The 13,303-nt window shown below is 39.3% G+C and carries 13 protein-coding genes and 1 rRNA gene; 11 read left to right on the forward strand and 3 right to left on the reverse strand.

Annotated elements, in window-relative coordinates; genetic code table 11:
- Positions 1-179: 179 nt before the first annotated feature.
- A 16S ribosomal RNA gene (locus tag L6469_RS10690) occupies positions 180-1,709 on the reverse strand.
- A gap of 522 nt (positions 1,710-2,231) precedes the next feature.
- Between L6469_RS10690 and L6469_RS14810 the strand changes: the two genes are divergently transcribed.
- From L6469_RS14810 to L6469_RS14815, 4 genes are all read left to right on the forward strand, one after another.
- A complete protein-coding gene (locus L6469_RS14810) occupies positions 2,232-2,378 on the forward strand; it encodes a hypothetical protein (RefSeq protein ID WP_371262737.1) in 147 nt (48 codons plus the stop codon).
- A gap of 679 nt (positions 2,379-3,057) precedes the next feature.
- Entirely contained in the window at positions 3,058-3,249 is a 192-nt protein-coding gene (locus L6469_RS10700; protein ID WP_006281641.1) for a hypothetical protein, read from the forward strand.
- A gap of 154 nt (positions 3,250-3,403) precedes the next feature.
- The gene (locus L6469_RS10705) at positions 3,404-4,474 is read left to right on the forward strand and encodes a 6-bladed beta-propeller (protein WP_162091543.1); all 1,071 of its coding nucleotides are present in this window, start codon (positions 3,404-3,406) and stop codon (positions 4,472-4,474) included.
- A gap of 38 nt (positions 4,475-4,512) precedes the next feature.
- Positions 4,513-4,668 (forward strand): IS1595 family transposase, encoded by a 156-nt coding sequence (locus tag L6469_RS14815; RefSeq protein ID WP_006281643.1) that lies wholly within the window; start codon positions 4,513-4,515, stop codon positions 4,666-4,668.
- Here the strand turns inward: L6469_RS14815 and L6469_RS14820 are convergent.
- Complete coding sequence (locus tag L6469_RS14820) at positions 4,604-4,867, reverse strand: hypothetical protein (RefSeq protein WP_039869731.1); 264 nt, start codon at positions 4,865-4,867, stop codon at positions 4,604-4,606. The genes L6469_RS14815 and L6469_RS14820 overlap by 65 nt on opposite strands.
- Before the next feature lie 125 nt (positions 4,868-4,992).
- Between L6469_RS14820 and L6469_RS10715 the strand changes: the two genes are divergently transcribed.
- From L6469_RS10715 to L6469_RS10725, 3 genes are all read left to right on the forward strand, one after another.
- Positions 4,993-5,187 carry a hypothetical protein gene (locus L6469_RS10715; RefSeq protein ID WP_039869734.1) on the forward strand — a complete coding sequence of 65 codons (195 nt, stop codon included), beginning with the start codon at positions 4,993-4,995 and terminating at the stop codon, positions 5,185-5,187.
- Positions 5,174-5,548, forward strand: coding sequence for a hypothetical protein (locus tag L6469_RS10720; protein WP_006281644.1), 375 nt, complete (start codon positions 5,174-5,176; stop codon positions 5,546-5,548). Before L6469_RS10715 ends, L6469_RS10720 begins: the two co-directional genes overlap by 14 nt.
- A gap of 158 nt (positions 5,549-5,706) precedes the next feature.
- Complete coding sequence (locus tag L6469_RS10725) at positions 5,707-8,679, forward strand: glycoside hydrolase family 2 protein (protein WP_006281645.1); 2,973 nt, start codon at positions 5,707-5,709, stop codon at positions 8,677-8,679.
- Between the two features lie 1,014 nt (positions 8,680-9,693).
- On the opposite strand, the gene L6469_RS10730 is transcribed toward L6469_RS10725, so the two are convergent.
- Positions 9,694-10,089: a hypothetical protein gene (locus L6469_RS10730; RefSeq protein WP_006281647.1), complete on the reverse strand. Its 396-nt coding sequence runs from the start codon at positions 10,087-10,089 to the stop codon at positions 9,694-9,696.
- Positions 10,090-10,289: 200 nt separating this feature from the next.
- On the opposite strand from L6469_RS10730, the gene L6469_RS10735 reads away from it, so the two are divergent.
- The 4 genes from L6469_RS10735 (at position 10,290) to L6469_RS10750 (ending at position 13,285) form a co-directional block, all read left to right on the forward strand.
- On the forward strand, positions 10,290-11,834 hold the full coding sequence (locus tag L6469_RS10735) for a DNA methylase (RefSeq protein WP_006281648.1): 1,545 nt from the start codon (positions 10,290-10,292) through the stop codon (positions 11,832-11,834).
- Between the two features lie 35 nt (positions 11,835-11,869).
- Positions 11,870-12,046: a hypothetical protein gene (locus L6469_RS10740; protein ID WP_173652116.1), complete on the forward strand. Its 177-nt coding sequence runs from the start codon at positions 11,870-11,872 to the stop codon at positions 12,044-12,046.
- 255 nt (positions 12,047-12,301) lie between these two features.
- Positions 12,302-12,715 carry a ferritin family protein gene (locus L6469_RS10745; protein WP_006281650.1) on the forward strand — a complete coding sequence of 138 codons (414 nt, stop codon included), beginning with the start codon at positions 12,302-12,304 and terminating at the stop codon, positions 12,713-12,715.
- Positions 12,716-12,739: 24 nt separating this feature from the next.
- Positions 12,740-13,285 (forward strand): glutathione peroxidase, encoded by a 546-nt coding sequence (locus L6469_RS10750; protein ID WP_006281651.1) that lies wholly within the window; start codon positions 12,740-12,742, stop codon positions 13,283-13,285.
- Positions 13,286-13,303: the final 18 nt, after the last annotated feature.

Consider the following 13,303-nt stretch of genomic DNA (forward strand, 5'->3'; position numbering starts at 1 on the left):
GTTCCGGGTTGGCTGACTGTCCAAGATTTCTGGGCTTGCATCTTCGAGCCCGGCTTCCTTTTTCTCTTATATATTAAACAGGTTCTGTAGTACAAGGAAACTTTGGATGACATCAACCAACCTTTACGTTTGTCATGTCTCTTGACTTTTACTTACTTCTAAATAAGCATCTCTTCCAGAAAGGAGGTGTTCCAGCCGCACCTTCCGGTACGGCTACCTTGTTACGACTTAGCCCCAATTACCAGTTTTGCCCTAGGCCGACCCTTGCGGTCACGGACTTCAGGCACCCCCGGCTTTCATGGCTTGACGGGCGGTGTGTACAAGGCCCGGGAACGTATTCACCGCGCCATGGCTGATGCGCGATTACTAGCGAATCCAGCTTCGTGAGGTCGGGTTGCAGACCTCAGTCCGAACTGGGACCGGCTTTCTTGATTAGAATGACCTTACGGGCATCCGACTTTCTGTACCGGCCATTGTAACACGTGTGTAGCCCCGGACGTAAGGGCCGTGCTGATTTGACGTCATCCCCACCTTCCTCACACCTTACGGTGGCAGTGTCTCCAGAGTGCCCAGCTCTACCTGATGGCAACTGAAGAGAAGGGTTGCGCTCGTTATGGCACTTAAGCCGACACCTCACGGCACGAGCTGACGACAACCATGCAGCACCTTCACAGATGTCCCGAAGGAAGTCTCTATCTCTAGATCCGTCATCTGCAATTCAAGCCCGGGTAAGGTTCCTCGCGTATCATCGAATTAAACCACATGTTCCTCCGCTTGTGCGGGCCCCCGTCAATTCCTTTGAGTTTCACCGTTGCCGGCGTACTCCCCAGGTGGGATGCTTAACGCTTTCGCTTAGCCACTCACCCCGAAGGGCAAACAGCGGGCATCCATCGTTTACCGTGCGGACTACCAGGGTATCTAATCCTGTTCGATACCCGCACTTTCGAGCTTTAGCGTCAGTAACACTACAGCGAGCTGCCTTCGCAATTGGAGTTCTTCGTGATATCTAAGCATTTCACCGCTACACCACGAATTCCGCCCGCTTCCTGTGCACTCAAGTCTGACAGTTCGCGCTGCAGTGCCCAGGTTGAGCCCGGACATTTCACAACACGCTTACCAAACGGCCTGCGCTCCCTTTAAACCCAATAAATCCGGATAACGCCCGGACCTTCCGTATTACCGCGGCTGCTGGCACGGAATTAGCCGGTCCTTATTCGTAGGGTACATGCAAATAACCACACGTGGCTAACTTTATTCCCCTAAAAAAGCAGTTTACAACCCATAGGGCCGTCATCCTGCACGCTACTTGGCTGGTTCAGACTTCCGTCCATTGACCAATATTCCTCACTGCTGCCTCCCGTAGGAGTTTGGACCGTGTCTCAGTTCCAATGTGGGGGACCTTCCTCTCAGAACCCCTACTGATCGTCGGCTAGGTGGGCCGTTACCCCGCCTACTACCTAATCAGACGCATCCCCATCCATAAGCGATAAATCTTTATTCCATCTCAGATGTCTTTAATGGAAACCATAGGGCATTAATCTTACTTTCGCAAGGCTATTCCCTACTTATGGGCAGGTTGGATACGCGATACTCACCCGTGCGCCGGTCGTCATCAAAGAAAGCAAGCTTTCTTCATGTTACCCCTCGACTTGCATGTGTTAAGCCTGTAGCTAGCGTTCATCCTGAGCCAGGATCAAACTCTCCATTGTAAAATATCTTTGAATATCTAATTGAATAGATTATTTGTCTCTGTTTCAAGGACGCTTATCCTTTTATTGAAGTCGGTTTAAAGCCTGGACAAAAACTAAACTTGACGGTTCGTTTTTGTTACCCATTCACACATATCTATAATATGTGAACGCTTCTTGTACTACTTCTCTGTCTATGTAATCTTTTCAAAGAACTCTTTCTTTTAAGCCTCGTAACCAACGTTATTTGGCTGCTTCCGTTTGTTCGAAAGCGAGTGCAAAGGTATACAAAATATCCATAACCTCCAAATGTTTTCAAGAAAAAATTGCAAAAAACTAAGATTTTGCACGTTCTTTGACAACAGAAGCTTGTCCCTGTGGACGTACACATTATAATATATGAAATATGAGAATGAGTTTTAGACTTAAAGAAGGAAGATTAATTATAGGACTCCCCTACTCCCACAAATTATACGAGTATTGGCAATTATGCATGCATTCACTGATTGCTCTGGCCTTACTTCCGTCACCATCGGCAATAACATGACGAGTATTGGCAGACTGTCTTTCTCTGATTGCTATGGCCCTACTTCCGCCACCATCGGCAATAACATGACGAAACTGGTTGACGCAGCTTACTACACTCCCCGACAATTTTTACGGCATCAGCACTACTTTTACCATTGTTAGATACATACCTTTCTACGACATGTACAACAAAAGAACCGATTTGAAATTTACGGACAAGAACCCTCATGAGACTTGCGTATTTGAAATTGCAATGTAAGAATGCCTCAAATACGTGAATTTTGAAGAATTTTTGTATCTATCTGAATATCAATATGTTACACATTTAACATTTCTTCGGTTAAAAAAAAGGGCGCCAAAACCCCAGCTCCTAGGGGTCAAAAGCTTAGGGTTGACGCGATAAGGTCATAGAGTTTAGCGAACAAAGTCTTAGGTTTTGACCCCCAGGACCTGGGGTTTTGGCGGGAGAGAAAATCGAGGGGAAGAAAAAAGTCCAAACAGGCTGACCAAAAGTTGAATATTTTAAGCTAGATGACGATTTTTGAAAACACTGTTTTTTGATAAATTATTTGACAGTCAAATCGATTATAGGCGAAATCTGCAAGATATCTATTTTACATCTTGTATCAAATACTTTTTTACATGTTACATTTTAACATATCTACGAATCATGTTAACCAAAATTAAACATCCATATCAACTATTACAATGAAGATTTTATACTTTTGCCCGAAATTTATGCAAAAATTATCAACTCATGAAAACAAGCAAACCTGTTCATTACTATACGTATAAATCATTGATCTAAAAAATAGAATAAAATAATAAGACCATTTTAACGATGAAAAACCTTATAATATTTGTTTGTTGTATTATTTTGTTTGCTGCATGTAATTTGCACAAAGATAATGAAAACGACTACGACAATGTACCTGCCTTGCCGCTAGAAAAAGGAAAATACCAAATAATAGACCTTGGCAATGCAGAAAAGACTGCCGACTTCTTTTTTGTAAAAAATCATATTAGTAAATAGTCGCATAAATAAATTTAATATCATAAATATCATCAAAATGAAAAACCTGTGTTTTATAACGATCGCTTCTATTATCTGTCTATCATGCTCTAACAAACCTGAAGGATATGTAGATTATAATAAGTTGAATGAGTTAAAAAGGCTTACGTGTAAGGTGGAAAATATAGATTTAAGTAACTCTAAGGTATTGACTGAGCAGGATTTTATGCATAATTACATCACTGAACCTAATTATATCCAACTCGATAATAGCGTCCCTTTAGGACAAATAGAAAAAATCAGAAAATACAAAAATAATTTCTATATTTTATCCAACGATAAAATTTACATTTTTAATGGCAAAGGAAAGTATTTAAAAACAATTGATTACAAAGGACATGGACGTAATGAATATATAGTTCTCAGAGACTTCCAGATCTTGCCAAAAGAGAATATAATTTTAGGTATTGACGATAGAGAAAAGAAAATATTTAAATTTTCTCTTCGCACAGGAAAATGTCTTGGAACTATGGATGAAATTGTTGCAAGTCCATTTGCAAGAAAAATAGGGAAATATTATATCCATTCCTTACTATATGGCAATGATGCGAATCTAGAAGATAGTCATCTTATTGTTGTAACCGATGGGAAGAAAACGATAGCAAAACAATTTTCTATGCCTCCAATAACAGAGAACGCTTTCGTTGAAAATAACTTATACGAACATGGTCATTATGCAACATTCATTCCTTTATATTCAGATACGGTATATTGCATAAATGATAATTTAACATATTATCCGAAATATGTTGTCAAACAAAAAAAGAGTATATGGTCCAAAAAAAATGAAAGTATAAAATATCAGCAAGTTTCCGACATGCTCAAAACACAATCATATACATATTTATCACCAGGAATGTTTATGGAAGCAAAGCATGGGATTATTTTAGGTTTATCCATAGGAAATAATTATGGGCTCTCAAATAAATATTATTTTTATGACAAAATCAAAAAAAATATATACGAACTTGAAACTGGTATGTTCAAGGAAAAAACAGATCGAGTATTCCCTACTTTTTTAAGCTTTACAGCAGATAATTCTTTTTATGGATACTATCAAGACATATCCGTTTATAAGTTTTTATTGGATTCAAATCTACTAAAAAAAGGCAAGTTATATAATATCATCAAGAATTCAAAGAAAGGAGATAATCCTGTTCTAGTTGAATTTAAACTAAAGAATTAGTAGTATAAATACCGATAAACTGATTACTATCAATACTGATGAGTACTCACGCTGTGGTTGCTCACGGTGCTGAAGAGTATGCCAATGGTGACGTGTTCACCAATAGCATTGAGGGCTTTTGGAGTCACTTCAGAAGAATGATTGTGGGCTGTTATCACGATGTGTCTGATAAGCATTTGCAGTCAATACATTGACGAGGCTGTGTATCGTTGGTTCTCTAAGTAATTTTATGCGCATATGTTCATATCTTTCGTATGAGGGGGACACATCACTTGCATCACCGTTTCTGTCAAATTCATTATACTCATCCCATTCTCTCAATACTCTATTCACCGATTCTTTCACGATTCTATGCAAGTCTGATTCTGTTAATCTTATAAGTTTCTTATTCATATTATAATACGTATTAATTCGTTATTTTTCTAATAAATATCACGAAGATTTGTTTTTATCAGTTTTTTTATGTATATTTTACGCAAATAAGGATATTTATTGTAGAATTATAAAGATAGAATCATATGGGTAAGAAAGTACACTTGATTAATAAAGAAGGTAAAACTAAGGTTGTTGAGCATAGTGAATTTATGGATTCTCAACTGCTAACTGAAAATAAGTTTTCTGATTATGAGGTAGACGTTAATTGGTATTTATCAAATGGCTACATGACATTGGAAGACATGAGGAAATCAATAGGAGGTAATGGTAATAGTTAGTGATGATGTTAGAAATGTAGTCAATAGAATATTCCTGATTGGTATTGCATACAAAGGACGTATACCAAATATGTATGGACAAATAATAAGTGCATTTGAAAAATTAGAAAGTTCAGTAGCAAACGGCAATGCCTCATCTGTAAATTCAGCACCATTTGCTTGGAGAAGAGACAAAATGTTGGTTTTAAGAGTTGGCTCGTTAATGTTCTCATATACCAAGACAATTCAACAGAATGGAGAAACACTTGTTATAGTCCATGAGGCAATGGAAAATGGCCGAATAGTCACAGAACAAGAAAAGAAGATAAACACTATCATCAAAGAAACAATAGAGCAATATTTGAAACGGAATTTGATATAATGAAAATGAGCAACCTTGTTAAGCTGCTCATTTTTTTGTGTGTTTTTTGTGCCAACTGCTATATCATTGCCTAAATTTATGTACAAACATGACGTGTAATATCATAATCTTTTCTATCTTTGCATGTAAATTAATCTTAGAAACAGATCAAATAATACATGAAAAAGATTTATTCACTTTTTATCGTGCTATTACTTTCTGGTAATATCTCGGCTATAGAAAGAGAAAAACTGAACTTCAATGGCGGGTGGCTAATGCAGGTGGGTGACTTTCCTGAAGCACAGTCTGTAACTTACAAAGACAAGAACTGGAAAAAAGTAACCTTACCTTACGCTTTCAACCGACAGGAAGCCTTTCGAGTAAGTATCGAAAATCTATCGGATACCATTATCTGGTATCGTAAGCATTTTACGATAAACGAAATTCAAAATCGAAAATATTTCATAGAGTTCGAAGGAGTACGCTTCGCGGCTGATTTTTATCTTAATGGCCATCATATCGGACTATCAGAAAATGGTGTCATGGCGTCAGGATATGATCTCACTCCGTTTATTAAAAAAGGAAAGAATGTTTTAGCCGTTCGTGTCGATAATGACTGGAACTATCACGAGCGCGCTACCAACCAGAGGTACCAATGGAACGATAAAAACTTTAATGCCAACTATGGTGGAATAACCAAGAATGTATGGCTGCATCAAACAGATTTACTCTATCAAACTCTACCTTTATATAGTAATTTGGGTACTACTGGGGTATATGTCTATGGTACCGACTACGACACGGCAGGCAAACAAGTAACGGTACATGCAGAAAGCCAAGTACGAAACGAGGATTCTCAAGCTCGAACCTTTGTCTATGCCTGTAAAGTACTTGATGCGAATGGTAAAGAAGTTGCTCATTTCAAGGGCAAGAAATATACCCTTCAACCCGGAGAGACTACGTCTGTTAATGCAAAGGGAGTACTTCATCATGCGCATTTCTGGTCATGGGGCTATGGCTATCTCTATACCGTAAAAACAATCCTTCAGAATGAAGATGGTAGCCCTATCGATGAAAATATCATTCGCACTGGTTTTCGCAAAACCCAGTTTGGTGAAGGTAAAATCTGGCTTAATGACCGATGCATGATGGTTCATGGGTATGCCCAACGTACAAGCAATGAGTGGCCGGGTGTAGGTATAGACATTCCAGCCTGGTTGAGTGACTATAGCAATCGTCTGATGGTAGAATCAGGCGGAAATGTGGTACGCTGGATGCACGTCACTCCATCGAAGCAAGATGTAGAGAGTTGTGATCGAGTAGGACTCATTCAGGCTATGCCTGCCGGTGATGCAGAGAAAGATGTAACCGGTCGCCGATGGGAACAACGCAAACTCCTGATGCGCGATGCCATTATTTATAATCGCAACAACCCATCCATCCTCTTCTATGAAGGGGGAAACGAAAGTATTTCACGCGAACACATGATAGAATTACGTCAAATTCGTGACACTTATGATCCCAATGGCGGAAGAGCCATCGGTTCTCGAGAAATGCTCGATATAGCCGAAGCCGAATATGGTGGTGAAATGCTATACATCAATAAGAGTGCTACCCACCCGATGTGGAGTATGGAATATCATCGCGATGAGGGACTACGAAAATACTGGGATGACGAGAGTTATCCATACCACAAAGAAGGTGACGGACCGCTCTATCGTGGCAAACCGGCTTTAGAATACAACCATAACATGGATTCACTAGCTGTGTCTATGGTGAAGCGTTGGTATGAATATTTTATCGAGCGACCAGGTACCGGAAAACGTGTCAGCAGCGGTGGTGTCAAGATTATATTCTCCGATACAAACACACATCATCGCGGTGAGGCCAATTATCGCACCAGTGGTGTTACTGATGCGATGCGTATACCCAAAGATTCTTACTTTGCTCATCAGGTGATGTGGAATGGTTGGGTTACCCCAGAGCAAAACGGCACATATATTATCGGTCACTGGAATTATCCTGCCGGTACTGTTAAGACGGAATATGTAGTCAGTACGGGCGATGAAGTAGAACTATTCCTCAATGGCAAATCTCTTGGTCGCGGCAAGCGCTCTGATGAATATCTCTTTACTTTCCAGGGTGTACACTATGAAGCTGGAAAACTTGAGGCTGTATCTTATATCAAAGGCAAGGAAGTAAGTCGATATACATTGGAGACTGCGGGTAAACCAGACCATATCAAACTCACACCTATCCTGAATCCTTTAGGCTTCAAAGCCGACGGAGCTGATGTTGCTCTCGTTGATGTGGAAATCGTTGATGCTCAAGGACACCGTTGCCCTCTCGACAATCGTATGATAACCTTTACGCAAAAGGGCGAAGGGGAATGGATTGGTGGTATCGCCATGTCAAACAACAAGCAAAATACTGTAGACAACTTCATTAACAGTATGACCTTACCCGTAGAATGTGGTATCAATCGTATTATGGTTCGTTCTACAACAAAACCGGGTATCCTTCAGCTTACTGCAAGCGCGGATGGTATGCAGCCAGTATCGCTAAAACTTCAAACGGAATCAATAGACCAGCAGCATTACAATCCTGGACTGACACTGGCCAGCAACCTGAAACGAGGTGAAACGCCTAACACACCATCCTATACCGATATTCGACAGACCGTCGCCATTGTCGGAGTAGAGGCAGGAAGCAATGCTGCTGAAGCTGCGCTAAGTTATGATGACAACGAATTAACAGAATGGAAAAGTGACGGGAAACTAGAAAACGCCTGGATTACCTACCAACTGGAACAACCAACTGCTATCGATGAAATTACCCTCAAATTAACTGGTTGGCGCGACAAATATTATCCATTAGCTATCTATGCTGACGGAAAAGAAATCTGGAGAGGTTGGACCTACCCTACCCTGGGCTATGTGCATATTAATATTGATAAACCTGTATCTGCTAAAGCCATCACGATCAAGATGTTAGGCAATACCAAGACACAGAAGGCAACGGGTGATATGGCAGAGTTAGCAGGCGGCAAAGCTGATACATTCCAGGAGACTCCATCTGCTAAAGGTAAGACAGAACTTCGTATTGTTGACATCGATTTTTTGTACGGTATGGTGGAGAATAGTACAAGGTAAGCATTGGATAAAGACCAACAGAAGTTGCCGAAAACATTTTGGCGACTTTAAAACAATGGTATAGAGCCATCCACTGTCTTAAGCAAATCTTAAGCGATCAGCCACGTGTTCGCTCTTATGGAGCAATGCTTTTGTTCGAGGGTAAAATATATATCATGGCATTTGGTAAGACAAATGATGGAACTTGATGAAACGATTTGTTTCTAAAGGCATTACTATATATAAATATCAATAGCAGGCAACATAATGGAATATATGTTATAAGATCGTCGTTTTATGTAAAAAATGAAAGAAGACTAGAAAATTAAGAAGCCCAGGAGATAAAAAATTTCCTGAGCTTTTTGATATATAATAGAATTGTGTTGGTGTTATTGTCTTCTATTCCTTTAAATGGATTTTAATTCTACTATCGTTTACGATGCAAAGATACAAATAATATTCTTCATCGCAAACGATTAAATATACTTATTAACAGCTATTAATAAATATCGTATACGACCAGAGGCAAATTAACAGTCATTTACATATATTGGTTTTATTCGATTGAAAAAATGATTACTGCTGTCCGCTAAAAAAGGAAATGAAGTAAGATGGGAGTATTTTTATTATAAAAAGATAAGGACTAATAACAAAAAAAATCGAATTCCAAAAGGAATCCGATTACTATATCGTTTAAAAGAATTATCTACGAAAGCTGCACCTTAAGGTGAACAGCATTGTCTTTACTTACCAGCAGCAATCTTGTTATTTACATTTACTGCATTTGCTGCAACTGCTACTACAACTGCTAAAACTACCATTAATGTCATCATAATTATTATCCTTTCTACATCTTTATGAGACCCGTATTAGTCTCGTTATACATTCTTTTATTTCTTTTTACACTGCAAAGATACGCATTGTGCACGAACACACCAAATATTTCTATGTTATTTAGCATATTTTCGTTGTATTCTTGACCTTTATCAATAGCAAAAACAATGCTCCCATTAAGGAGCATTGTTGTAAATGAGGTTAGTCGTAATAATGGTTCAGATGGTGTTTGTGACGAGCATGATGATGCTGATGATGTGCTGCATCACGCTTGATTAGTTCTTGGTCATGCTTGGGATGATAGAGATTCTTCATCTTTTTATATTCACGATATTGACTTCTTGTCAGCACCCTATCCAGTCTTTTATTTCTTTCTTTCCAAGCAATAACGTCACGTTGCTTGTTGTTCACATTACGCATATAATCCAAATTAATGGCAAATACATCCCGGTACTGATCTCGAGAAAGTCTTAATTCTCTTGCCATAGCATTGGTCATGCGTAGTGCTTCGTTTCTTACGTAACTATATGTCATTGCATTGACAGTAGTGGTCAACATGACCATGAAAGCTACTAATAATGTTTTTAATCCTTTCATAATTCTCTATTTTTATTTGTTCTTTCTATCGCAAAGATAGCGAATGCTAAAAAGATGACGAAAGAATAATCTCTATTTCAAATAGGAATTTTCCTATCTAAAATAGGTATATTAGAAAGTTGTTCTGAATAATGATGTCGGGACTAATCGTATTTTAATTTGCCCAAAAGATTCGGCTATTCTTCCTTTTTTTCGTATTTTTGCATAGTATATATAATAGGTATAGGCTTATCAAACAAAAACAGCGCATATATGTAGCCATCGATCTGAAGTCGTACTACAGTTCTGTGGAATGTGTAGCCAGAGGTCTCGATCCTTTGACTACCAATCTTGTTGTAGCAGACGAGAGCAGAACCGAAAAAACCATCTGTTTGGCGGTTTCGCCCATGCTTAAAGCCTGTCATATTGGTGGCAGAGCTCGTCTATTTGAGGTGGTGCAACGCATACGCGAGATAAACCAAGATCGCCTATCACGCATACCCGACCATCGCTTTAAAGGCAAATCTGCTCTTGCACACGAACTTCGTGAACACAAAGACTGGGAAGTAGACTATATCATAGCACCTCCACGAATGGCAGAATATATCCGCATCAGCTCTAAAATATACGGCATCTATCTGAAATACATTGCGGCAGAAGACATTCATGTGTATTCTATCGACGAAGTCTTTATGGATGTTACCGATTATCTGGCTTCGTATAAGAAGTCTGCTCATGAATTGACAATGGATATTATTCATGACATCTTGAATGAAACGGGTATCACGGCGACAGCTGGTATCGGAAGTAATCTCTATCTGGCTAAAGTGGCTATGGATGTTGTAGCCAAACATGTGCCTGCAGACAAGGATGGTGTACGTATCGCAGAACTTGATGAAATGACTTATCGCAAACAACTTTGGGATCATCAGCCACTTACCGATTTCTGGCGAATAGGACATGGTATCGCTGAAAAACTGGAAAATTACGGCATGCATACCATGGGCGATGTGGCCCGGTACTCACTGACCCATGAAGAACAACTTTATCGCCTATTTGGTGTTAATGCAGAACTGATCATTGATCACGCCTGGGGATGGGAGCCTTGTACGATGAAATATATCAAGGCCTATAAACCTCAGGCTAATTCGCTCGGATCAGGACAAGTATTACAGTCTGCATATACTTTTGAAAAGGCACTTGTCGTCATGAAGGAAATGGCTGAAGCCTTATCACTTGATCTTGTAGACAAGCATCTGGTTACCCGTCAAATCGTTATTAATATCGGTTATGACCGGGAATCACTTGATAATCCTGCTATTGCTTCAAAGTATACCGGTGCTGTAGGCTATGATTACTATGGGCGCAAGGTTCCCAAATCGGCTCACAGTACTGCTAACTTAGACCAACTTACTTCTTCTACCCGCCTCATTCGTGATGCTGTAGTAGCCCTTTATTATCGTATCACAGACCCCAAATTGCTCGTGAGACGACTGAATATTACTGCTTGCAACATCGTAGACGAAAGCGAAGCAGAAAAAGAGCAGCATGCTCCTATGCAACTCGATTTATTCGCCGATAACGAAGCCTTAATCGAAGATAAACAAAAAAAACAGAACGAGCTGACAAAAGAACGAAAAATGCAAAAGGCCATGCTGAGCATCAAAAAGAAATTTGGCAAGAATGCGATTCTCAAAGGACTTGACTTTGATGAGGGTGCAACTACCAAAGAAAGAAATAACCAAATAGGTGGGCATAAAGCCTAATGAATCTAGTATAATAAGAACGAAAGGAGAAGATTATGACTGGAAAATACGACGATATTATTCATATGGAGCATCCCATTTCTAAGAATCATCCACAAATGCCGATGATAAACAGGGCTGCACAGTTTGCTCCCTTTGCTGCACTAACCGGCTACGAAGAAGCATTGGCTGAAACAAGAAAAAAAAATGAAGAAGATAATAAAGAAGAGTGAGAAATACTTGCTTTTCTCATTTTAAATATTTATTTTTGGAGAAATTTATCGCATCAAGATTATTAATCCATCAAAGATCTATGAAAAAATGAACAATAACGGCTAATTCTGTTAAATATCACTTCTCTATCTATCATCGCCTACGATATTTACTAAACATTGTTAAAACGAAAGCACAATCGCTTGCGATATAAAAAAGAAGCTCTATATTTGCATCGTAAACGATAAGGAACACAAAAAAGACTTTAAAATAAAATGGAGAAGAAACTATATGGCCTTACCAAAGGCACAGAATTAGAAAAGATGATTACAGCAGCTGCTAATGCCGAAGCAAACGGTACAAAGCAATATTATGCGTTAGCACGTATGGCTCGTGAGCAGCAACTTCCTGAAGAAGTTAGCAACACTCTAGAGCAGATGGCTGACCAGGAAAGTAATCACGCAGGCTTCTACGCAATGCTTAATGGCACCTATCCTGAAGATATCTATGGCATCATGGAAAAAGCAGCCAAAGGTGAGTATGCAGCAGAAAAGGTATTAGCTCCTCTCGCAGAAGCTCTTCGTGCATTAGGTTCAGAAGAAGGTGCAAAGCAGGTTGAAGAATTCATCCGTCAAGAAATTCATCATGGCGAACTTCTCGAACAATTAATTAAAAAATATCGTAAGTAAAACCCTTTAAATAAATATTGAATTATGACAACAGTATATGATTTTAATTTAAAAGACAAAAAAGGCAACGAAGTAAGTCTTTCACAGTATCAAGGTAAAGTATTGCTGATTGTAAATACAGCTACAGGTTGTGGTTTCACTCCTCAGTACGAGGAACTCGAGGCTATGTATGGCCGCCTAAAGGAACAAGGTCTAGAAATTTTGGACATCCCTTGCGACCAGTTTGGTCACCAGACTCCAGGCAGCGATGAGGAAATTACACAGTTCTGCACGATGAAATTTGGTACTGATTTTCCTCAATTCAAGAAGAGCGAAGTTAATGGTGCAAACGAACTTCCTCTCTTTGCATGGTTGAAGAGCCAAAAAGGTTTTGAAGGACAGTATGAAGAAAAACTTGCTGCTATCATGGAGAAACTTTACAACGAACACAACCCTGAACCACGCAAGAAAGACGATATTCAGTGGAACTTCACTAAATTTGTTGTTGACAAGAACGGTGCTGTTGTTGCTCGTTTCGAACCAACTGACGACATGAGCAAAGTAGAAGAGTGCATCAAGTCTCTACTCTAAATCCTTAGGAAGGTTCAA

It is taken from the genome of Segatella baroniae B14, from assembly GCF_022024235.1.
GTDB lineage: Bacteria > Bacteroidota > Bacteroidia > Bacteroidales > Bacteroidaceae > Prevotella > Prevotella bryantii.